General features: G+C 67.7%; 21 protein-coding genes. 16 read left to right on the forward strand and 5 right to left on the reverse strand.

The annotated features are described in order from the left end of the window. The first annotated feature begins 33 nt into the window (after positions 1-33). Entirely contained in the window at positions 34-2637 is a 2604-nt protein-coding gene (locus tag H0264_RS17615) for a DUF7824 domain-containing protein (protein WP_181584972.1), read from the forward strand. Between the two features lie 99 nt (positions 2638-2736). On the opposite strand, the gene H0264_RS17620 is transcribed toward H0264_RS17615, so the two are convergent. Then, on the reverse strand, positions 2737-3108 hold the full coding sequence (locus tag H0264_RS17620) for a DUF1844 domain-containing protein (RefSeq protein WP_181584973.1): 372 nt from the start codon (positions 3106-3108) through the stop codon (positions 2737-2739). A gap of 351 nt (positions 3109-3459) precedes the next feature. Between H0264_RS17620 and infC the strand changes: the two genes are divergently transcribed. The 4 genes from infC (at position 3460) to H0264_RS17640 (ending at position 5697) form a co-directional block, all read left to right on the forward strand. Then, the gene (infC, locus tag H0264_RS17625; RefSeq protein ID WP_420832071.1) at positions 3460-4128 is read left to right on the forward strand and encodes a translation initiation factor IF-3; all 669 of its coding nucleotides are present in this window, start codon (positions 3460-3462) and stop codon (positions 4126-4128) included. A gap of 64 nt (positions 4129-4192) precedes the next feature. Next, on the forward strand, positions 4193-4387 hold the full coding sequence (rpmI, locus tag H0264_RS17630) for a 50S ribosomal protein L35 (protein WP_033090982.1): 195 nt from the start codon (positions 4193-4195) through the stop codon (positions 4385-4387). 97 nt (positions 4388-4484) lie between these two features. Continuing rightward, the gene (gene rplT, locus H0264_RS17635; protein WP_181584975.1) at positions 4485-4865 is read left to right on the forward strand and encodes a 50S ribosomal protein L20; all 381 of its coding nucleotides are present in this window, start codon (positions 4485-4487) and stop codon (positions 4863-4865) included. A 34-nt stretch (positions 4866-4899) separates the two neighbouring features. Beyond that, the gene (locus tag H0264_RS17640; RefSeq protein WP_181584976.1) at positions 4900-5697 is read left to right on the forward strand and encodes a TrmH family RNA methyltransferase; all 798 of its coding nucleotides are present in this window, start codon (positions 4900-4902) and stop codon (positions 5695-5697) included. Between the two features lie 122 nt (positions 5698-5819). Here the strand turns inward: H0264_RS17640 and H0264_RS17645 are convergent, their stop codons facing one another. Continuing rightward, positions 5820-6392 carry a TetR/AcrR family transcriptional regulator gene (locus H0264_RS17645; protein WP_181584977.1) on the reverse strand — a complete coding sequence of 191 codons (573 nt, stop codon included), beginning with the start codon at positions 6390-6392 and terminating at the stop codon, positions 5820-5822. A gap of 100 nt (positions 6393-6492) precedes the next feature. On the opposite strand from H0264_RS17645, the gene H0264_RS17650 reads away from it, so the two are divergent. Together H0264_RS17650 and H0264_RS17655 are read left to right on the forward strand one after the other, a co-directional pair. Continuing rightward, positions 6493-7947, forward strand: a complete 1455-nt coding sequence (locus tag H0264_RS17650; RefSeq protein ID WP_181584978.1) for a DHA2 family efflux MFS transporter permease subunit — start codon at positions 6493-6495, stop codon at positions 7945-7947. 79 nt (positions 7948-8026) lie between these two features. Next, positions 8027-8554, forward strand: coding sequence for a DoxX family protein (locus H0264_RS17655; RefSeq protein WP_220140002.1), 528 nt, complete (start codon positions 8027-8029; stop codon positions 8552-8554). 184 nt (positions 8555-8738) lie between these two features. On the opposite strand, the gene H0264_RS17660 is transcribed toward H0264_RS17655, so the two are convergent. Beyond that, on the reverse strand, positions 8739-9122 hold the full coding sequence (locus H0264_RS17660) for a winged helix-turn-helix transcriptional regulator (protein ID WP_181584979.1): 384 nt from the start codon (positions 9120-9122) through the stop codon (positions 8739-8741). Between the two features lie 69 nt (positions 9123-9191). On the opposite strand from H0264_RS17660, the gene H0264_RS17665 reads away from it, so the two are divergent. From H0264_RS17665 to H0264_RS17705, 9 genes are all read left to right on the forward strand, one after another. Continuing rightward, the gene (locus tag H0264_RS17665) at positions 9192-9857 is read left to right on the forward strand and encodes a nitroreductase family protein (RefSeq protein ID WP_181584980.1); all 666 of its coding nucleotides are present in this window, start codon (positions 9192-9194) and stop codon (positions 9855-9857) included. Positions 9858-10010: 153 nt separating this feature from the next. Next, positions 10011-10826 (forward strand): potassium channel family protein, encoded by an 816-nt coding sequence (locus H0264_RS17670; RefSeq protein WP_181584981.1) that lies wholly within the window; start codon positions 10011-10013, stop codon positions 10824-10826. Positions 10827-10923: 97 nt separating this feature from the next. After that, positions 10924-11985 carry a phenylalanine--tRNA ligase subunit alpha gene (gene pheS / locus H0264_RS17675; protein ID WP_181584982.1) on the forward strand — a complete coding sequence of 354 codons (1062 nt, stop codon included), beginning with the start codon at positions 10924-10926 and terminating at the stop codon, positions 11983-11985. A 35-nt stretch (positions 11986-12020) separates the two neighbouring features. Next, positions 12021-14522, forward strand: a complete 2502-nt coding sequence (gene pheT, locus H0264_RS17680) for a phenylalanine--tRNA ligase subunit beta (protein ID WP_181584983.1) — start codon at positions 12021-12023, stop codon at positions 14520-14522. Positions 14523-14982: 460 nt separating this feature from the next. After that, the gene (locus tag H0264_RS17685) at positions 14983-15714 is read left to right on the forward strand and encodes an alpha/beta hydrolase (RefSeq protein ID WP_244976214.1); all 732 of its coding nucleotides are present in this window, start codon (positions 14983-14985) and stop codon (positions 15712-15714) included. A gap of 54 nt (positions 15715-15768) precedes the next feature. Then, positions 15769-16278, forward strand: a complete 510-nt coding sequence (locus H0264_RS17690) for a PspA/IM30 family protein (RefSeq protein WP_181584985.1) — start codon at positions 15769-15771, stop codon at positions 16276-16278. Positions 16279-16317: 39 nt separating this feature from the next. Next, positions 16318-17355, forward strand: a complete 1038-nt coding sequence (locus tag H0264_RS17695; RefSeq protein WP_181584986.1) for a hypothetical protein — start codon at positions 16318-16320, stop codon at positions 17353-17355. 149 nt (positions 17356-17504) lie between these two features. Then, positions 17505-17870 (forward strand): DUF6188 family protein, encoded by a 366-nt coding sequence (locus H0264_RS17700; RefSeq protein WP_181584987.1) that lies wholly within the window; start codon positions 17505-17507, stop codon positions 17868-17870. Positions 17871-18290: 420 nt separating this feature from the next. Beyond that, positions 18291-19010, forward strand: a complete 720-nt coding sequence (locus H0264_RS17705; RefSeq protein WP_181584988.1) for a helix-turn-helix domain-containing protein — start codon at positions 18291-18293, stop codon at positions 19008-19010. A gap of 4 nt (positions 19011-19014) precedes the next feature. On the opposite strand, the gene H0264_RS17710 is transcribed toward H0264_RS17705, so the two are convergent. Further along, positions 19015-19515: a nitroreductase/quinone reductase family protein gene (locus H0264_RS17710; RefSeq protein ID WP_181584989.1), complete on the reverse strand. Its 501-nt coding sequence runs from the start codon at positions 19513-19515 to the stop codon at positions 19015-19017. An 88-nt stretch (positions 19516-19603) separates the two neighbouring features. Further along, on the reverse strand, positions 19604-21202 hold the full coding sequence (locus tag H0264_RS17715) for an LCP family protein (RefSeq protein WP_181584990.1): 1599 nt from the start codon (positions 21200-21202) through the stop codon (positions 19604-19606). Between the last annotated feature and the right edge of the window lie 121 nt (positions 21203-21323).

A 21323-nucleotide genomic window follows, 5' to 3' on the forward strand; every position in this document is an offset into this window, starting at 1 on the left:
GCGGGGACCGGGTGGTTCGCGCTGGGGAGCATCATGAATTGGGATGAACTGAGCCGGCTCATCAGGCGGGATGACGCGGCGGCGGTCGTCGCCGCCGTGCAGGGCCTCGACGAGGCCACGCGCAAGGAGGCCGCGGGCAAGCTGGCCGGGCTTATTCGCCGCTGGGACGACATTCGGGACTGGGAAGCGTGGCAGCGTACCAACCAGAACCTGCTCATCGCCGGAGCCGCCTGTCTCAGCGGTCCGGCTGCGGCCGCCACCTGGCTGATGCGGTCGAATCTCGAGCTCCGCTGGAATATCGATGTCGCGAAGGTGGCCGGGATGGTGTTCGAAGCCACCACATTCCGGGGAACCGAATGGCAGCTCGAGGTCGCGCGCCGGATGGCGGCGAAGCTTCGGGGCACGGCGAATCGGGCCGACACCGAACTCCGGCACTGGCGTATCGCGGCGGAGATCTTCATCCGCACGAATACCGAGCCGCCCACTGACGACGGCTTCGTGCTGGTGTGGGTCCGCTCGAATGCCTGGCCGCAGCTGAGTGCCGACCCGTTCCGGAACACGCTGGCCCCCAGGCTCTTCGAGGTCGACGGCGTCGGTCCGCTGCTGCAGTGGGAGCGCAAGGGCGACGCACCGCGCGCCGTCGCACTGCGTGCGGCCGCGGCAGCGGGCGAGCTGGATCGCGCCGCCCTGCTCGACGGCTGCGTGCGCCGGCTGCTGCGCGGCGGCACCGCCCAGCAGTTGCGCTGGTATGTCCTGGTGCACGACCTGTTCGCCCCCGCCGTCGACGAGCTCCGCCCGCACGAGCGCGACTACCTGCGGCTGCTGCCGACCGCGCCATCGACCGTGGCGGACTTGGCATTTCGCCAGCTGAAGACGCTCGACGACGCCAAGGGCCTGGACCGGACCGTGGTGGAGGAAGCCGCGACCAGCCTGCTGTTCCGCACCGAGAAGAAGCTGCTCAATGGCACCCTCACCTGGCTGGACCGCACCGCCCGCCGCCGCGACCGCGTCGATATGACGGTGTGCGTCGTATGCGCGCTGTTCTCCCACGAATCCCTCGACCTGGTGGACCGCGCGACGGCCATCGCGGCCAAGCACGTCGACCGGGTGAGTCCCGAAGTGCGCGAGGAGGTCCGGGCCGCCGCTGCCACGCTGCCCGCTTTCCTGGCCGAGCGCATGATCGCGGCCTACGGCGCGGAGATCCTCGACGCCGATGCCCTGCCCGCCCTGACCGACGAGTTCGTGGTGGACCAGGTGCGCGCCATCACGACCCTCGAGCAGCTGGCCGACGCGCTGACCGCCTCCGACCGCTCGCGGGAATACGGCAGCGGTGACATCGAACAGCAGCTGGCCGGTCTGGTCGAACTGTCCCACCATGATCGGGAGCGCACGAAAACCGTCCTCGCACAGGCGCTTCCCCACGTTCAATACGCCGAGACCGGCGTGCAGTCGGTGGTGCGCACGCTGCTGAACCCGAGGTCTCGTCCGCAGCCGGGCCGCCGCAACGACTACGAGACGATTCCCGCGCGCGTGCTCTCCGATCGGATCGACGAAATCGCCTGCGGCGTAGCCGAGAACAGGCTGCCGCTGCTGCTCGCCACCCCGACCCGAGTAGATGGCCTGATCGACCCGGACATACTGCTGGCCCGGGTGCAACGCTATGAGGAGCTCGGCCTCGAGCCCGGCCCCTTGGACCTGAAACAAGCTCTGCTCCGCCTGCCTCGCGACACCACGCCCACCGATATCGAGGCCGGCGCAGCGCCTCTCACGTCGAACGCCGGCCGCGCTCTCGCGGAATGGTTGTCCGGCCCCGCGGGACCCGATCCCGAAATCGACTGCGGCCCGGTCACTCCCGCTCGCAAGTCCAAGCCCTGGCACTTCTACAACCGCTTCTCCGGCTACTACTACCACCGGCAGCCCGAGACGCGGGTGCTCGCCAGGGTCCGCACACCGGAGCTCGAGCCCGCGCGCAGCCGCTGGTCTCGCCTACTGCATCGCGACCGTGTCGACAGCCTCGACGAACTGTTCTCGCTGCCGGGCACGAACGGCAGCGCCCTCCCCGGAGGCTGGTATCAGAGCGACTGCGCCCAGTGGCCCAGCCTGCTGCCCTCGCATCCGGAGGTGATCGCCGCCCACCTGCTCGCCGGACATGGCGATATGTCCGCGGCGCTCCCGGGTCTGGCCCTGGCAGCCGGTCCGTACGGCGCGGCCACCGCGACGGTGCTCGCCCACGGCTTGACGAGCTCCACCCTGGAGCAGCGCGCGGTCTCCGTGGACGCCCTGCTCACCTTCATCGCGCGCGACCGGCTCCCGGCCGTCGCGCTGGGGACCGCGATTCGCCTTCTCGCCCAGCATGATTCGGACTTCAAGCTCGGCCGTCTCGCCACCTCGCTGTCCGACGCCACGCGCGCCGGGGCGGCGGCCGCGCTCTGGCCGGTTTTCGCGGTCGCCCTCCCGGCGCTGATCCCGGCCGCGCGTCCGGGCCTGCCCGATCTGATCGCCCTGGCCACCCAGTCCGCCGCGGCGGCCGGGGCCTGGCAGCCCATCCCGGAGATCACCGAACTCGCCGGCCGCCCCGGATCGAGTCGGATCGTGCGCGAGGCGAAGCGACTGCACGCGCAACTCGAGGCCCGATAGCGCAGCGGGACAGGCTCGACAGCGCGGTGGAGAAACGAGCGTGGCGGCGAACCCTGTTCGCCGCCACCTCTTCGTTCGTATTCAGCTGTACAGCGATCCTCAGTAGACCGGACCCGTGTACTTCTCGCCCGGTCCCTGTCCCGGAGCGTCCGGATGCGCCGACGCTTCACGGAACGCGCGCTGCAGCGACTGCAGTCCATCACGAATAGGCCCGGCATGCGGTCCGAGGTACTCGACCGACGCCGTGACCAGACCGGCCAGCGCGGTGATCACCCGGCGGGCCTCGTCCAGATCCAGGTGCGGGCTGCTCGACGGGTCCGCTTCGCCCAGTCCGAGCTTCTCGGCGGCCGAACTCATGAGCATGACGGCGGCCCGGCTGATGACCTCGACGGCCGGGATCTCGGCCAGTTCGCGTACGGTGGCCTCACCCTCGATGAGTCCCGAATCCTGGTTCGTAGTCGCCTCGCTCATGGGGAAAAGCATGGCACCGACGGGGTTGTCCCTGGTCGTGTGGGTGCCCGATTCGGAGTTATGTGCGAGGGCTGTTAGACTGACCTGCGACGACCGCCCCAGGTAGGTTCCTGTAACTCAGCTCGGGGCATCAAGTGGAGCCCGACTCCCACCGTCTACCGGTACTACACCAGGTTCGACGGTCCGGTCGCCCATCTTTTACCGGATGGGTTGTTCATGTGGGTTCGTCCTGCGTGAGGTGCGTTGCGATTCGTTCGCGCCGCAGATCGGTCGACTCGGGCCCTGTGTTGGTGAAATACCAATGCAGGGCTTTCGTGTTGAAATTGGGGTTGCAGTTATTGCTTGCGGTCGTTGGACGAACCGCTTGACCTAGGAGGCCCCATCAGCACTGAGACCCGCATCAACGATCGCATCCGCGTACCCGAGGTCCGTCTTATCGGACCGGGCGGTGAACAGGTTGGGATCGTGCGTGTTGAAGATGCACTACGTGTCGCCCAGGAGGCGGACCTCGATCTCGTCGAGGTCGCACCGGACGCACGCCCGCCGGTCTGCAAGATCATGGACTACGGCAAGTTCAAGTACGAGACCGCCCAGAAGGCGCGGGAATCTCGGAAGAACCAGGTCCAGACCGTGATCAAGGAGCAGAAGCTCCGCCCGAAGATCGACGATCACGACTACGAGACCAAGAAGGGTCACGTCCTGCGCTTCCTGCAGGCGGGCTCGAAGGTCAAGGTCACGATCATGTTCCGTGGTCGTGAGCAGTCGCGTCCGGAGCTCGGTTTCCGGTTGCTGCAGCGGCTGGCCTCCGACGTCGCCGAGTTCGGTTTCGTCGAAACGTCGGCCAAGCAGGACGGCCGGAACATGACCATGGTCCTCGCGCCGCACAAGGGCGCGAAGACGCGGGTGAAGGCTCAGAACGACGCGAGCTCGACGCCGCAGCGCAGCAGTGCGCCGGCGCCGGCCGCGGCTGATGCCCCGGTTGCCGAAGCTGCCGCTCCGGCCGCCGACCCGCAGCAGTAATAACGAACAGCATTGGCGGAGGCGCGTTTTCGGCGCGCCTCCGGCACGAGAGATTGGTGAATCCATGCCGAAGATGAAGAGCCACAGCGGCGCCTCGAAGCGATTCAAGGTGTCGGGCAGCGGCAAGCTGCTGCGTCAGCAGGCGAACCGCCGCCACCTGCTCGAGCACAAGCCGACCACCCGGACTCGTCGTCTGGACGGCGTGGAGGTCGTCGCGAAGGCGGACGTCGCGCGCGTCAAGAAGCTGCTCGCCAAGTAAATACAGGCTGAGCCAGCCGTACGCGCTCCGTCCGCGGAACGCAACTACCAACCTCCGGGCGCAACCGCAGCGCCCCCTATCGATCAAGGACTGAAAAGTGGCACGCGTCAAAAGGGCCGTCAACGCTCAGAAGAAGCGCCGTTCCGTTCTCGAGGCCTCCAAGGGCTACCGCGGTCAGCGGTCGCGCCTGTACCGCAAGGCCAAGGAACAGCAGCTGCACTCGCTCACCTACGCCTACCGCGACCGTCGCGCGCGCAAGGGTGACTTCCGTCAGCTGTGGATCACTCGTATCAACGCCGCCGCGCGTCTGAACGACATGACCTACAACCGCTTCATGCAGGGCCTCAAGGCCGCCGGCATCGAGGTGGACCGCAAGAACCTCGCCGAGCTCGCCGTCTCCGACGCCGACGCTTTCGCGGCCCTCGTGGCTGCGGCGAAGGCCGCCCTGCCGGCCGACGTCAACGCCCCGGCCGCCTGATTCGGCCTGCGTGACAACGCATTCGGAACGACCCGTGGAAGCGCTCTCCGAGCGCAATCCGCGGGTCGTTTCTTTCGTCAAGCTGCATCGCGGGCAGCAGCGCCGCAAGACCGGGTTGTTCCTGGCCGAGGGCGCGAATTCCGTGGAGTCCGCGTTGGACACCGGGCGGATCGAGGAGTTGTTCTACTCCTCGCGCGCGGCCGAACGCGAGCACGAGCTCGTGGCGGGGGCCGTCGCGCAGGGGGTGCGCGCCACGCTGGTGAGCGATCGGGCCGCGGAGATGCTGGGGGAGACGGTGACTCCGCCCGGTCTGGTCGCGGTCTGCCGTCAGGTGGATGTGCCGCTCGCCGAGGTGCTCGAGGCCGGGCCGCGCATGCTCGCCGTACCCGTCGAAATCGCCGATCCCGGTAATGCGGGCACGCTGATCCGGGTGGCCGACGCGGTGGGCGCGGATGGTGTCGTGCTGGCCGGTGATTCGGTCGATCCGCACAATGGCAAATGCGTACGCGCCTGTGCCGGAAGCCTTTTCCATGTGCCGGTGGCGCGCTCCCGCGATATCGACGGCACCCTGGACGCGCTCGAGGCGGCGGGGATCGCGATCCTGGCGACCACCGCGCGCGGTGAGGTCGACCTCGACGACGCCGACGAAATCCTTGCCGGCCCCGTCGCGTGGCTGTTCGGCAATGAGGCGCACGGCCTGGATCGCGCGGTCGCCCAGCGCGCCACGCACCGGGTGCGGATTCCCATTCACGGGCGCGCCGAAAGCCTCAATCTGGCTGCCGCCGCGTCGATCTGCCTCTACGCGAGTTCTCGCGTCCAGCACGCGAAGTAGCCGCTCACGATCCGCGGCGAAATCCCCGTCATCCCGGCGCGCTTTTGGCCGGGATCCACACAATCAGCGCGCGCCTGCCGGTGTGGATTCCGGCTGAAGGCATGCCGGAATGACGGGGGTGCTCAGCATCCTTCGGTTTCCTCGAGGTTGTCCATGATCTCCTGCGCCCAGTCGGCGGGGACGGCGTCGGGGCCGATGACGCGCATGGCGGCCATCATGGTGAGCAGCATGCCGGTGGCCATGAAATTGCGCGCCTGCAATGGGGACGCGCCCGTCAGTTCGCGGATGAGGAAGTACATGCGGCCGTAGCGTTCGCGCACGGCATCGCCGATGACCGGGTCGTTGCTGGCGGCCATGCCGTGCATGAGGACCACGGGCAGATCGCGTTCGGTGAGGAAGACGCGGTAGCCGTCGCCCATGGCATCGAGTTTGGCGTGGGTGTCGGCGTCGGGGGCGGCGGCCGCGACGCTGGTGCGGAAGATGTCCTCGATGCGGCCGCACACGTGCAGGGTGGCCGCCAGGAACAGCTGCTGCTTGGAGCCGAAGAGGCGGATCACGTACGGCTGGGAGACGCCGGAGCGGCGCGCGATCTCATCGGTTTTGGTTGCGGCGTAACCGGATTCGGCGAAGGCGCTGACGGCGGCGTCGAGCACCTGTTCGCCGCGCTCGCTCGCTGTCATCCGGGTCCTGGTCATGGGATGCGCTCCTTCGGTTCGATGGGCTGTTGACATGTTATCAGTCAATGCATACTCTTCGGGGCATAAGTTATCAGTGGATAACAACAAAGGACTTGGCATGACTTCCACCCTCACCGCCGACGGCCCCGGGGCGGGCCTGGCGAAACCGAAACCGCTCGCGGCCGTCATTGCGGCCGTGGGAATTCCGATGTTCATGGTGACGCTCGACAACCTCGTGGTGACGAACGCGCTGCCGATCATCCGGACCGAGCTGAACGCTTCCCTGACCGACCTGCAGTGGTTCGTGAACGCCTACACGCTGGCCTTCGCGTCCATGCTGCTCACGGCGGCGGCGCTGGGCGACCGGCTCGGGCGGCGGCGGGTTTTCCTCGCCGGCATCGCGCTGTTCACCGTGGCATCGGCGGCCTGCGCCCTGGCCACCGAACCGTGGCAGCTCATCGCGGCGCGGGCCGTGCAGGGCTTCGGCGGGGCGGCGGTGCTGCCACTGTCCCTGACGCTGCTGTCGGCGGCCGTGCCGGAGAAGATGCGCAGCGCCGCCATCGGCATCTGGGGCGGCATCACCGGCCTCGGCGTGGCGCTCGGGCCGGTGGTCGGCGGCGCGGTCGTCGAGGGCCTGAGCTGGCAGTGGATCTTCTGGCTGAACGTGCCGATCGGCATCCTCGCGGTACCGTTCGCCGCCCGCATGTTGAGCGAATCCTTCGGCGGCGTACGGCGATTGGACCTGCCCGGCCTGCTGCTGTCCTCCGGCGGCGTGCTCGCGGTGGTCTGGGGCGTCGTGCACGGCGCCGACGACGGCTGGACCTCCGGCAAGGTGCTCGGCGGATTGATCGGCGGCGCAGTGCTTCTCGCCGCCTTCATCGCCTGGGAACTGCGCAACCCCGAACCCATGCTGCCCCTGCGGCTGTTCCGCTCCCGCGGCTTCAGCGTGATCAACACGATCATCCTCACCTTCTCGGTGGGTGTATTCGGTGCGATCTTCCTGCTGGCCCAGTTCTTCCAGGTGGTGCAGGGCTATTCGCCGCTCGAGGCCGGAGTGCGGACGCTGCCGTGGACCATGGCCCCCATGGTGGTCGCCCCCATCGCCGGCCTGATCGTCGACAAGGTCGGACCGCGCATCCTGGTCGGAGTCGGACAGTTCTTCCTGGCCGTGGCGCTGGGCTGGATGGCCCTGGTCACCAGCGTCGACATGGCCTACAGCTCGCTGCTCCTCCCGTTCGTCCTGGGCGGTGTCGGCATGGGCCTGACCTTCGCCCCGAGCGCCACCGTCGTCATGGCCAGCGCCGCCCCCGACGACCGCGCCATGGCCTCCGGCGTCAACAGCACCCTGCGCGAAGTCGGTGTGGCCCTGGGCATTGCGGTCCTCGCCTCCGTCTTCGCCTCCCACGGCTCCTACGTCAGCCCGCAGTCCTACGTGGACGGGCTCGTTCCCGCCGTGTGGGTGGGCGCGGCAGTGGTCGCGGTGGGCGCGGTCATCTCGCTGTTCCTCCCCGGCCGCCGAGCCATCACGGCGGCAACCGAAACAACGGGCGACACACCAGCATTCGCCCACTGACCAGCATCGGCACCGGCCCCCACCGGTGCCGATTTCCTTTTCACCACCGCTTCACCCCCGAAATCCCCGGAGCCCCAGCATGTTCGAGACCCTGCTCCTGTTGATCGTTCCCACCCTGGCCTTCCGCCTGCTCGGCGCCCTCGGCGTCACTCGCTTCACCACCTGGCGCGTATCGGCGGCGCACGGCCTGGCCGTCATGCTCCTCATGACCGGCAGCTCCCACTTCGCCCCCGACTCACAAACATTCATGCCCAGCCACACCGACCTCACCGCCATGGTCCCGTCCTTCGCCCCCGCCCCGGGCGCGATGGTCTACCTCACCGGCGTGCTGGAACTCCTGGGCGCCCTCGGCCTCGTCCTCACCGCTACCCGTGCCTACGCCGGAATCGCCCTGGCCCTCCTGTTCGTCCTCCTGCTGCCCGCGAATATCTTTGCGGCCGTGGATGATGTGCCGCTCAACGGCGACCCGGCCACGCCGCTCTGGTTCCGGATTCCCGAGCAGATCATCTACATCGCGGTCGCCCTGTGGGCCGCCCTCGGCACCGCCGAAGCCCGCGCGGCGCTACTGCGCGAGCGGTCGGACCACTCCGATGCACAGGTGCAGTAGCTCGCGGCGCGGGGGCAGGGACATCAATTGCATGGTGACGCTGACCGGTCCGCGCGCTCCAGCTTCTGGATGGTGCGAGCGGCGAGAAAAGCCTTCTACCCCAGTGCCTCCCGGGTCAGCCCCAGCCGCTTGCGATGGAATTCGATGTAGTCGCCGAGACTGGGCAGCGGCAGCGTCGGCTCGTTCATGCCCCGGCCGCGGCCTTACGTGCGGCCTCGATCTCATTGATGTGCTCCTCGGTCCACATCCGCAGTGCGCGAATGGGTCCGGCGAGGCTGTGGCCCAGCGGTGTGAGGGTGTACTCGACGCGCGGGGGAATGGTGGGATGCACTGTGCGCGTGAGGAATCCGTCGGTTTCCAGGCTGCGCAGGGTCTGCGTGAGCATTTTCTGTGAGACCCCGCCGATGCGACGGGAGAGCTCGGTGTAGCGCATGGTGCCCGCGTCGAGGAGGGCGTCGATGACGAGGACCGTCCACTTGCCGGCAATGTGGTCGAGCACCTGGCGGGTGGGGCATTTGGGAGAGAACACATCGGCGGGCAGGCCGGAGGATTCGACGAGCGTTGACACTCTGAAGAGAGTAACGCACTAATTAGTGCCTTCTTCCCAAAGGATCGCCACTCTCCAATAGTTAGTGAAATGAAAACGAACTCGCCTGCACCCCACACCCTTTCGGTCGCCGAAGCCATTCGCACCCGCCGCACCGTCCGGCACTACCTGCCGGATCCTGTCCCCGCCGAGCACCTCGGGACGCTCACGGAACTGGCCATGGAAGCTCCCTCGAGCTGGAACCTGCAAGATCGCTCACTTGTCGTCGTCACCGATCCCGAAGTGCGAGAAGGACTTACCGGGGCCACCGGTGGGCAGCCGCAGCCTCAGGAGGCTCCGGTGATGCTCGTCTTCGTCGCCGAACCGCAAGCCTGGCGGGAGGATCGTGCCGATGTCTACGAACTCGCCCGCCGCAACGACGCCTGGAAGGAAGACTTCATCACCTTCTTCTCGGCGGCCTCGGAAGAGTTCCAGCAGAGCCTCGCCGCCCGCGGCCTGCTGCGCGAATACGCGGTCAAGGACGCCATGATCGCGGCCTCCTACGTCATGCTCGCCGCCACCGAACTCGGCCTGGCCACCTCGCCGATGAACGGCTGGGACGAGGACAGGGTGAAGAAGGTCATCGGCATCGAGGACCGGGACGATCTGGCCATCGCCCTGCTCATGTCCGTCGGGTACGCGGCGGAACAGCGCCTGCACCCGGGGCGCAGACCGCTGGGGCGGACCGTGCACCGCGATCGTTATGCGCGGGCCTGAGCCGCGGCGTACCGGCCCGGGATGTAGCAAGCGGGCTGGTTGATTCCGATTGACGAGCACAGGGCGTGGGACCTGCGGGTATCGTCCGACCTTCGAAACCCGCACATTTCCGCAGCGCCTCAGGTCAGCCGGAATCGACCCAGGTGAATATAGATGTCTTCCACCGAAACTCCGCAGGCGTCCGACGCCGCAGCCGCCACCGCGTCGCCGGGCGCCCGTCTCGCCGTGTGGGAACGGGCCAGTTCGATACCGCTGGCCGGGCTGGCCCTCGTCTTTCTGGTGGCGTACGCGTGGCATGTGCTCGACGCCGGGCGGCATCCGGAGTTGGACGTGTGGCTGACCGGGGTGGACGTCGCGGTGTGGGTGATCTTCGTCGCGGACTATCTGACTCGGCTGTGGCTGGCGGATGATCGGCGGCGGTTCGTGCTGGGCAATCCGGTCGACCTGGTGATCGTGCTGCTGCCGCCGCTGCGGCCGCTGCGATTGCTGCGCGCCGCGCTGCTGGTGATCGAGGCGATCGACCGGCACACCCGGTTCCGGGCGCGGGCGCGGATGTCGGTCATGGTCGGGCTGAGTTCGATTCTGCTGATCGTGCTGTGCAGCCTGGCCATGTACGACGCGGAACGTGGTGCGCCGGAGAGCAATATCGAGAACTTCGGGGACGCGGCGTGGTGGTCGGTGGTGTCGGTGACCACGGTCGGATACGGGGATCGGTATCCGGTGACGGTGGAGGGGCGGCTGGTGGCGTTGGCGCTCATGACGTTCGGGATCGGGTTGATCTCGTTCGCCATCGGCACCACGACCAGCTGGGTGATGGACAAGTTGAAGACGGTGGAGGTGTCGGCCGAGCGCACGGATCGGGAGATCGGGGTGCTGGTCGAGGAGATTCGCTCGCTGCGTGCTGAGGTCAGCGCCTTGCGCACCGAACGGGCCGATTCCGGGGAAGCCACGGTCGACGTGCGGAAATGAATGTGAACCGGGCTGGGTACATCCCCTACGATTCGACCAGGAAGAATGTGGGCGGGCAATCAGCCCGGACTCGTACCAGCAGGGAGAGACGACCATCGTGGCCGATGACATCGACCGTGCCGAGCAGACTGCGGCCTTGAGCGAGGAATCGCTCGCCGCCGCCGCGGAAGCCGCCGAGAAGGCGTTTGCCGCAGCGTCCGATCTGGACGAGCTCGCGGCTGCGAAAACCGAGTTCATGGGCGGTAAGTCGCCGATCTCGCTGGCGCAGCGGTCGCTGGGCACCCTGCCCAAGGAAGAGAAGGCCGAGGCCGGCAAGCGCGTGAACGTGGCGCGCGGCCGGGTGTCGACGGCGTTCGAGGCGCGCCAGCAGGAGCTGCTCGCCGAGCGCGACGCGGCCGTGCTGGTCGCCGAGGCCATCGATGTGACGGCTCCCGCGCGGCGCGGTCCGGTGGGTGCGCGCCATCCCATCGCGGTGCTGAGCGAGCGCGTCGCGGACGTGTTCGTGGCCATGGGCTGGGAGGTTGCCGAAGGCCCCGAGGTCGAGACCGAGCACTTCAATTTCGACGCGCTCAACTTCCTGCCCGATCATCCGGCGCGCACCATGCAGGACACCTTCCACATCGCGCCGGAGGGCTCGCGGCAGGTGCTGCGCACGCACACCTCGCCGGTTCAGGTGCGGTCCATGCTGTCTCGCGAACTGCCGATCTATGTGGTGTGCCCGGGGCGGACCTTCCGCACCGACGAGCTCGACGCCACGCACACCCCGGTGTTCTCGCAGGTCGAGGGTCTGGCCATCGACAAGGGGCTGACCATGGCGCACCTCAAGGGCACCCTGGACGGTTTCGCGCGGGCGCTGTTCGGCCCGAACACCACCACCCGTATGCGGCCGTCGTTCTTCCCGTTCACCGAGCCGTCGGCCGAGGTCGACGTGTGGTTCGAGGACAAGAAGGGCGGGCCCGGCTGGGTCGAGTGGGGCGGCTGCGGCATGGTCAACCCGAAGGTGCTCATCGCCTCCGGCATCGACCCGCAGGTGTACAGCGGTTTCGCGTTCGGCATGGGTCTGGAGCGGACCCTGCAGTTCCGCAACGGCCTGTCCGATATGCGCGACATCGTCGAAGGCGATGTGCGCTTCACGCTGCCGTTCGGCATCCAGTCCTGACCTGACCCCTTCGATACGAGGAAGCGAAACGTCAAGTGCGAGTAGCGCAATCCTGGCTGACGGAAATCCTGCGGCGGACCACTCCCGAGTGGTCGGTCACCGCGGAGGAGCTCGATGCCGGTTTCGTCCGGGTCGGGCTGGAGGTCGAAGAGGTCGATCCGCTGCAGCGGGTCGAAGGTGACATCGAGAAGCCCCTCGTGGTGGGCCGGGTCGCCGAGATCACCGAGCTGACCGAGTTCAAGAAGCCGATCCGCTTCTGCAAGGTCGATGTCGGCAATCCCGAGCTGCAGGAGATCGTCTGTGGCGCACGGAATTTCGTCGTCGGCGATCTGGTGGTCGTGGTGCTGCCGGGCGGCGTGCTGCCCGGCGGCTTCAAGATCACCTCACGGAAGACCTACGGGCACACCAGCAATGGCATGATCTGCTCGGTCGCCGAACTCGGCATCGGCAAGGATCACAATGGCATCCTGGTGCTCGAGCCCGGCACCGCCGAACCCGGCACCGACGCCAATGAACTGCTGGGCCTGGACGATACGGTCATCGAACTGGCCATCACCCCCGACCGCGGCTACGCCTTCTCCGCGCGCGGCCTGGCACGGGAGCTCGCCTGCGGATTCGACCTGGAATACAGCGATCCCGCCATCCGGACCCTGCCCGACTCCGAAACACAGGCGTGGGCGGTGAAGATCGAGCCGGAGTCGCTGTGCACCCGCTTCGCGGTGCGCCGCGTCACCGGCATCGATCCCAAGGCCGTCAGCCCCTGGTGGCTGCAGCGCCGGCTGCTGCTGTCGGGTGTGCGCCCGATCTCCCCGGCCGTCGACGTCACCAACTACGTGATGCTCGAACTCGGCCAGCCGCTGCACGCCTTCGACGCCGCGAAGGTGCACGGCGGCTTCGTGGTTCGCCGCGCCAACAAGGGTGAGACCCTGCGCACCCTCGACGACGCCGAGCGCACCCTCGACGCCGAAGACGTGGTGATCGCCGACGATTCCGGCGTCATCTCCCTCGCCGGCGTCATGGGCGGCGCGAGCACCGAGGTCGGCGACAACTCCACCGACATCCTGCTCGAGGCCGCGACCTGGAACCCGGTCGCCATCGCCCGCACCACGCGTCGGCACAAGCTCGGCTCCGAGGCCAGCCGCCGCTTCGAACGCGTCGTCGACCCCGAGGTCAATATCGCCGCGCTCGACCGCGCCGCCACCCTGCTGGCCGAAATCGCCGGTGGCACAGTCGAACCCGTGCTCACCGACGTGCGCGTGCCGGTTCCGGCCGTCGCGCCGATCAGCATGAACATCGACCTCGCCGACCGCACCGCGGGCGTGCAGTACGCCCCCGGCACCTCCAGCCGTCGCCTGCAGCAGGTCGGCTGCGCGGTGGATGTCGGCGTCAGCGACGCCGGGCACGCCCAGTTGGTCGTCACCCCGCCGAGCTGGCGGCCCGACCTCACCCAGCCCGCCGACCTGGTGGAGGAGGTGCTGCGCCTGGAGGGCCTCGACAAGATCCCGTCCGTGCTGCCCACCGCCCCCGCCGGCCGCGGCCTGACCCCCGAGCAGCGCCGCCGCCGCGCCGTCAGCAAGGCCCTGGCCTTCTCCGGCGCGGTCGAGGTGCCCTCGCCGGTCTTCATGTCCGCCACCGTGTTCGACACCTGGGGCCTGGACGCCGACGACCCGCGCCGCAAGACGCTGAAGGTGCTCAACCCGCTCGACGCGGAGCGCCCCGACCTGTCCTCGACCCTGCTGCCGGGGCTGCTGGAAGTGGCCGCACGCAATATCTCGCGCGGCGAGCGCGACATCGCGATCTACGGCATCGGTCAGGTCGTCCTGCCCACTGCCGAGACCACGGCCGTCGAGCCGCTCCCGGTGGACCGTCGCCCCACCGAGGACGAGATCGGCGTGCTGCTGAAGTCGTTGCCCGCCCAGCCGATTCACATCGGCGCGGTGCTCACCGGCCGCCGCGAGCCGCGTGGTCCGTGGGGTCCGGGTCGTCCCGTCGAGGCTTCGGACGCCTTCGCCCTCGTCGACGCCATCGCCGACGCGGCCGGAGTCAGCATCGAGCGCCGCAGTGCCGCGCACCTGCCCTGGCATCCGGGCCGCTGCGCCGAACTGCTCGTCGACGGCGTGGTCGTCGGCCACGCGGGCGAACTGCACCCGGCCGTCCTGGAGCGTTCGGGCCTGCCCCCGCGCACCTGCGCCGTCGAGCTCGACCTGGATGCTCTGCCGCTGCGCGAAATCCGTCCCGCCCCTGTGGTTTCCGCCTTCCCGGCGGTCCTGCAGGACGTGTCGGTCAGCGTCGAGAAGGCCACCCCCGCCGCCGCCGTCGAATCCGCCCTCCGCACGGGCGCAGGCGAACTGCTGGAAAGCATTTCGCTCTTCGACGTCTACGAAGGCGCGCAGGCCGGCGAGGGCCGCAAGTCCCTCACCTACGCCCTGCGCTTCCGCGCCATCGACCGCACCCTCACCGAGGATGAGGCCAGCGCGGCCCGCGATGCCGCGGTGGCCAATGCCGCGGCCACTGTGGGAGCGGTACTGCGCGGGTAGTTTCCGCTGATAGCGGCCCGTCGTGCGACACACCGAGAACGGTGCCACGGCGGGCCGCTTTCGCGTACGATCAGGGCATCACTTCGGTGATGGGTTGATAAGGAACGAGTGCCGGATGCGACCCGACGCCCGCCCGTTGCAGGTTACCTAGCCCTGTAAATCAACCGGACCAGGTACAGGATCCCGGCGACTGTGGCAGCGCCTATCGCAAACGACGCCCAGTCGACCGGGGTTTCCTGTTTCATGGAATGCTTCCCCATGATCCCGCCTCACCTCCTCTCCTTTCTCAGGGGCGGCGTGGACCAGGTCCATTCGCCGCCACCCCCCGCTCTAGAGGAAGCTGCAGTCACGATACTTGTCCGCTATGGATTTGCGGGTTGCTTTGGCGCGTCTCGCTTTTCGATACCCAGCGGTCGGGTAGGAAAGGGATATGCGGCATCCGGCTACGCCTATTTTGAATGTGCTGACTTACCTGCCTGATCGGCGGATCGTGTCGACGCCTGCCATGTTCGGGGTCGAGTACGAGGATCTGTCGCTGGCTACGGCCGATGGGGAGACGGTCAATGCCTGGTTTGTGCGGGCGGTGGGGAAACCGGTGGGGCACTTGCTGTTCGCGCATGGGAATGCGGGGAATATCGGGGATCGGTCGCCGGTGTTGGCCATGCTCGCCGCGGTCGGGTTCGATGTGCTGATTTTCGACTATCGGGGGTATGGGCGGAGTTCGGGGCGGCCTACTGAGCGAGGGACCTATCTGGATGCTCGGGCTGCTCGGGAGGCGCTGCTCGCACAGGCTGGAGTGGACGCGAATCGAGTTGTGTACCTGGGGAAGTCGCTCGGCGGGGGTGTGATGGTGGAGCTGGCTACGGCGTATCCGCCTGCGGCGCTGGTGCTCATGTCCACGTTCACCGGGCTCAGGGATGCGGCGGCGGCTGTATATCCGTTCCTGCCGAAGATTTTCGTGCCGGGGGCGTATCCGAGTTTGCGGCGGGTCCGCGATCTGCGGTGTCCGGTGCTGATCATGCACGGGGACAATGACGAGCTGTTGCCGGTGTGGATGGGGCGGGCGCTGTTCGAGGCGGCGGCGGAGCCGAAGGAGCTCGTCATCTATCCGGGTGGCGGGCACAACGATCTGATCGGGGTGCCGGGGTGGGCGGAGACCGTGGCGAGCTGGGTGCGGCGCACGCTGGGATAGGGCGAAATGTCCGGGTTCAGCTCATGCTCAGGTGGAGCTGCGTAGCCTGGCTGCATGAACGATTCCACGGGTTTGGCGGGGGAGTTGGCGAAATTGCCGGACGCCGAGCTGGCGGCCGTGGTCGAGGCGGCCACGGACGGGCGGGCAGGGCTGGCGGCGCTGCACGCGGTGGCGGCGTCGGTGGCCGCCACCGTCGGTCATGCGCCCATCGCGGTGAATGTGAGCACTGACACGCCTATTGATGCGGAGCTCGTGCCACACGAGACGCCGGGCACATTCGAGCAGGTCGGAGCCACACCGGGAGTGTCTGGGATACCGGTACCGCCGGCCGGTATGCCGTCGGGGACGGTTGGTGGCGGGTATACGACATCCGGCGTCCCTACTTTCGAGTCAGTTCGCGATAAGGTCGAGCAGCGCTACGGCACAGCGCAGGGGATGGGCGACCTCGATCGGCAGACACCGGCAGGCCGTAGCGCCGAGGAACAGTGGGATGCGCGGGCGAAAGCCGCGCGGGAGCGCCTGGAACAGATCCGGAAATCGGTGCACGGCAACGACAACGGCTGACGATCCGGGCGGTCCGTCTTATCGATGGGTGGAATACCTGTGACCGAACCGCGCGAGATCGCCGAACGGCTGCTCGACCTGCAAGTCGACTTCATCGTCGCCGAGGTGACCGGCGAGCGCTTCGCCGAAGTCATCGCCCGCGACACCGATGCGGTGATCGGCGTCGCCGACACCATCATCTTCCGCGATGTGGTGGAGATCGATCAGGCCAAGCAGACGGTCGCGAATGTGATCGACCTGATCGGCGGCAGTCCGGTGCTGCGCGAATCGGTCGGCACCTTCGCCGACTCGATCTACGACAATATCGCCGAGAACAACCAGTACACCCTCGGCGACGTGGTCGAGCGGGAGCCGGTCGAGCAGCTGCTGGAAAAGATCTTCGGCATGCACCAGGCGCAGGAGCGCATCCTGGAGCGCCTCACCGACAGCCCGCTCGTGGCCACCGTGGCCTCGAAGTTCGTCGATCACCTGATCTCCGACTTCATGGAGACCAACAAGCAGATCGCGGGCAAGATCCCGGGCGTCTCCTCGCTGGTGTCGCTGGGCACCTCGGCCGCCAAGCAGGCCCGCAAGGCCGCCGAGAAGGCCGCCGGCGAGGGCAGCTTCCTGGGCGAAATGGCCGGCAAGGGCGCGGTTTTCGCGCTCAAGCGGACCAATAACGCCATCCGCGACATGCTGCGCAATGCCCCCGTGCACGATGCCGCCATGGAGTTCTGGGACCTGCATGCCGGGGAGCCGGTGAGCGGCCTGAAGGAATACCTGTCCCAGAAGGACCTGCAGGAACTGGCGCTCATCATCTACCAGATCGCCGTCACCACACGGGAAAAGGAGTACTTCTCCGTGCTCGTGGACGAGTGCGTGGAGGTGTTCTTCACCAAGTACGGCGATCACACCCTCGCCGCCATGCTGCCCGAACTGGGCCTGTCCAATGAGACCATCGCCGCCGAGATCCTGCGCTACGGTCCCGTCGTGGTGGAGGCCGCCAAGCGAAACGGTGTGCTGGCCAAGCTGATTCGCGAGCGCCTGGAGCCCTTCTTCCTCTCCGAGCCGGTGCTCGCGGTTCTCGCCGGCAACTGAACGCCGAAACCTCGATCGTCATGGCGAATCCGGGCCGGGCACCGATCTGGTGTCCGGCCCGTGTCGTGCGCGCACTGCTGCGACTCGGCGGGCGCGTGCTGTCCGGTTGGGGCACAGTGGTATCAGGTCGTGCCGAAGGGAGGACCACGGTGGAGCTGCCGATCATCGGAGAGCATCTCACGGTCCGGTCGTCCGATCCGCTGCTGATCATCGAGGCGGGCGAGTACGAGCTGCACATCGAAGGTGAACTGGCCGTGCACGATCCGAGTGCGCAGACCCTGCACCGCATCCCCGGGGAACCGCACACCGACGAGCTGGTGCAGGCCCTCGATGGCGAGATCACCTATGCCGCAGCCACATCCGACGGGCAGCTGCGCATCGACCTGGACAGCGGGCAACGGCTGGTGGTCGAACCGGACCGCTTCTTCGAAGCCTGGACGGTCACCGCACCCGGCCGCTACCTGGTGGTGTGCATGCCCGGCGGTGAGCTCGCGGTGTGGTCGCAGGAGTCCTGAGCGGGATCGCCGCCGGAGGTCCGGGTGTGCCCTGTGCCACCGCGGCCGATGAGCGTCAGGTGTGCGCTCACCGGCCACGGGGCCGGCGTTTCCACGAGGTACCGGTGCCGTCGCCGACTCGCCGTGTCGGCAACCCCTCGGCGCGTGCCCCGGATCGCCGTCGAACGATGACGGTGGCCCGGGTTCGTGCCGTCCCCTCCCGGGCACCCGCGGTGGCCGTACTGCATCGCACGGCGTCGAAAGCATCCCGGCTGGCGCGGGTGGCCGTCAAGCTGGAGTCCTGTCCCATTTTGTCCCTGTTTAGGGTTGGCTCAGAATTTGCTGAATCGGGCGATATGGGTTACCGGATGCGCGCGACACCGTGGGGCGCGGTAGTTTTGCAGCGATATCACTGGTACGTACCTGTTCAGGAGGTAAGGCATGACCGCCCGCTCGGCGATTGCCGGTTATCTGCGCGCCCGTCGCGAAGCGACCGGGCTCACACGCGCTGAACTGGCGAAGCGGGCCGGGGTCTCCGAGGCGCTGATCCAGAAGATCGAGCAGGGCACCCGTGCGCCGACCTCCACCGCCCTGGGCGTGCTCTTCGATGCCCTCGAGGTGCCGGTGCAGTTCCGCGAACACGCTGCCAACATCCTGCAATCCGAACTGACCAAACTCGGATCCGATTGGGGCGCACCCGAACCCGCGGAGATGGACTTCCTGGACGGGTTGCCGCACCCGGCGTGCTATCAGGCCATGCCGGGTATGGACGTGGTCGCCGCCAACGAGGCGTACCTGCGGGCGTTCCCGGGACTCGAGCCCGGCGGCAACATCATCGTGTGGATGCTGACGAATCCCGTTGCGCGCGAAGTGATCGACGATTGGGAGCGGGAGGCGCACCTGCAGGTGCACGCCTTCCGGCACATGGCCCCGGGCCTGGTGCCGGGTGAGCGCATCGCGGAGGTATCCGCGCTGTGCGCCACCTCCCCGGACTGGGATCGGCTGTGGCACACCGATATTCCGCCGGAGGATGTGCCGCGCAAGCCCATGCGGGTGCGTGATCCGGACACCGGCGAGTGGGTGACCATGCACATTCAGGTGTTCCGCTTCGAGATGCCGCGCCGCCCGTGGTGGATGTACTCGCTGGTGCCGATGCGCTGAGGGCTCAGCGATTCCCGGCCGCGCGGCTCAGCACGGCCATCGGGAACCGGCGTGAGCTCAGCGCCCGGTAGGTGGCGAAGTCCGGGTAGCCGGCGACCAGTGTGCGCCAGTGCTTTTCGTACTCGGCCTCGTCGGTGACCACGCGGACGTCCACCGGCCAGGTGTCGCGGCCGACCTGTACCGCCGGTGCGGCGGTGGTGAGCAGGTTCTTCCACCAGTTGGGGACGCCGGGATGGCCGCCATTGGAACCGCATACGAGCAGATCGTCGCCGTCGCGCACGAGCATGAGCATGACCGGGCGCGGTTCGCCGGACTTGCGGCCGGTGAGCAGCAGCCGGAAGACCGGCTTGCCCTGCAGCGTGGTGAAGCGGCTGCCGCCGAAGCGCGCGTAGAGGCGACTGTGCAGGCGGGCGTAGAAGTGCGCCAGCGGGGCCAGATAGGTGCTGGAGTAGTGGTTGAACCGCCCGCTCAGCGTGAGATCGGTCCCGGAAGTGTTGGCAGACATACGCATCCCTGTCCGTGTGCGGGGTTGTCGCGCCTCACAATACAGAGTGTCAGTGAACAATTCGGGGCGACCAGTGACATCCCGCCGGTCAGTTCACGCAGGGGATGCCCGAGCCGATCGTCGTGGTGACCGGCTTGCCGGCATCGGGCGCGTTACTGGTGGTGGTCGCCGAGTTCGAGGTGGTGGTCGTGGTGCTCGAGGTCGACGCGGCCGGGTCCAGGGCGTCCGGGAGGCTGAAATCGCTGCCCAGCACCAGTTGTACGTGACCGGCCTCGACATCGGTGGACTGTTTGACCGGGATGCCGCCGAGCATGTCGGACAGCTGCTCGGCGTCGGTCTGCGAGCCGCTGCCGTAGTAGACCGTCGACGCCGTGTAGTCGTAGGTGCTGCCCGTGCCGATCGTGCCCGCGGTGAATCCCTTGGCGGCCAAGATCTTCGAGACCTTCGACGCCATGCCCGACTCGCTGCCCGCGTTCACCACATCGAGGGTGCTGACCGGGGTGACGGTCGGACCGGTGGGCGTCGTGGGCGCGGTGACCCCGAACGCCGCCCGCACCTCCCGCTTGATGGCCGCCGGATCCACGATATTCACGTCCTGGCCATTGATGTTGTCGTAGCGCAGCACCGGCAGCGTGCGGAATTCCACCTGCGGTGAGGCGGCGCGGCCCAGGTCGGTGACGAAGTCGGTGAGGTTCCAGCCCTTCGACAGCACGATGTCCTTGTGCGCCACATCCATGAGCTGCTTGAGCCGCACGGGATTGGTGAAGGTGCCGGAACTCTTCAGCGAGTTGGCGACCGAGGTGAGGAACGCCTGCTGCCGATGCGTGCGATCCAGATCGCCATTGGGCAGTCCGTGCCGCTGCCGCACGAAGGCGAGGGCCTGTGCGGCGTCGAGATGCTGTCTGCCCGCGGGGAATACGGCCCCGGAGTAATAGCTGTCGTCTACCGCATTGTTCAGGCAGACGTCCACGCCGCCGAGCGTGTCGGCCAGATCGTAGAACCCGGCGAGGGAGACCTCCGCGAACCGGTTGACGGTGACGCCGGTCAGCTCCTCCACCGTTTGCTTGATCGATGCTCGTCCGGCGTCGCGGCCCTGGCGCTCGAGCTCGACCTTGTCGGTCACGCCCTTGGCCTCGAGCTTCTCCTCCTCGCTCCACTTCTTCAGGCCGTACGCCTCTTTGATCTTGATGTTGGTATAGCCGGGGATGCCGCTCACCCGCACGTAGTCGTCACGCGGAATGGAGAACGCGACGATCTTCTTCATGTCCTTCGGAATGTGGATCAGAATGAGCGAATTGGCGTTGTAACCGCCCTCGGAGCCGTCGCCCGCGTGCAGCTGATCCAGGATCTCCTTGGGCAGGTCGTTGCCGTTCAGATCCTTGCGGGTGTCCAGGCCGATCAGCAGCATATTGATATCGCCGTCGAGGCTGGCCACGGTTTCCACGTCCGAGCGGGTGAAGCCGCTGTCGAAACTGCCCTCGCCGTACCAGACGACACCGGTGACCGTCACGACCGTGACCGCGGCCAGGGTCATGAACCCGCGCCCGGCCACCCGTAGCCACCGGGTCTGCCCGCCGGGCTTGCGATGCGAGCCGCGGCGGCGCCGCGGGGCGGGAGACTCGGATGCTCGGGGATTGCCGGCGCGGCCGCGCACAATCGGGAGTTCTTCGGTCTTGTCGTCGTACATGGCCCTGTCGAGTGTGCCGGAGCGACGGCCCGCTGTCAGATTCTCTTTTGGTCACCCGAACGGTTTGCCCCCGCGCACGGACACGCGTAGTGGCTGATGTCACTCGGCAGCACCCGCTTGT

It is taken from the genome of Nocardia huaxiensis, from assembly GCF_013744875.1.
GTDB lineage: Bacteria > Actinomycetota > Actinomycetes > Mycobacteriales > Mycobacteriaceae > Nocardia > Nocardia huaxiensis.

What these genes read in the sequence shown, in the direction of transcription:
- H0264_RS17715 (WP_181584990.1), bottom strand. Translation starts at nt 21,202, where the DNA reads ATGTACGACGACAAGACCGAAGAACTCCCGATTGTGCGCGGCCGCGCC.
- H0264_RS17705 (WP_181584988.1), top strand. Translation starts at nt 18,291, where the DNA reads ATGACCGCCCGCTCGGCGATTGCCGGTTATCTGCGCGCCCGTCGCGAA.
- rpmI (WP_033090982.1), top strand. Translation starts at nt 4,193, where the DNA reads ATGCCGAAGATGAAGAGCCACAGCGGCGCCTCGAAGCGATTCAAGGTG.
- H0264_RS17665 (WP_181584980.1), top strand. Translation starts at nt 9,192, where the DNA reads ATGAAAACGAACTCGCCTGCACCCCACACCCTTTCGGTCGCCGAAGCC.
- H0264_RS17645 (WP_181584977.1), bottom strand. Translation starts at nt 6,392, where the DNA reads ATGACCAGGACCCGGATGACAGCGAGCGAGCGCGGCGAACAGGTGCTC.
- H0264_RS17690 (WP_181584985.1), top strand. Translation starts at nt 15,769, where the DNA reads ATGAACGATTCCACGGGTTTGGCGGGGGAGTTGGCGAAATTGCCGGAC.
- H0264_RS17655 (WP_220140002.1), top strand. Translation starts at nt 8,027, where the DNA reads ATGTTCGAGACCCTGCTCCTGTTGATCGTTCCCACCCTGGCCTTCCGC.
- H0264_RS17615 (WP_181584972.1), top strand. Translation starts at nt 34, where the DNA reads ATGAATTGGGATGAACTGAGCCGGCTCATCAGGCGGGATGACGCGGCG.
- H0264_RS17620 (WP_181584973.1), bottom strand. Translation starts at nt 3,108, where the DNA reads ATGAGCGAGGCGACTACGAACCAGGATTCGGGACTCATCGAGGGTGAG.
- H0264_RS17650 (WP_181584978.1), top strand. Translation starts at nt 6,493, where the DNA reads ATGACTTCCACCCTCACCGCCGACGGCCCCGGGGCGGGCCTGGCGAAA.
- H0264_RS17710 (WP_181584989.1), bottom strand. Translation starts at nt 19,515, where the DNA reads ATGTCTGCCAACACTTCCGGGACCGATCTCACGCTGAGCGGGCGGTTC.
- H0264_RS17670 (WP_181584981.1), top strand. Translation starts at nt 10,011, where the DNA reads ATGTCTTCCACCGAAACTCCGCAGGCGTCCGACGCCGCAGCCGCCACC.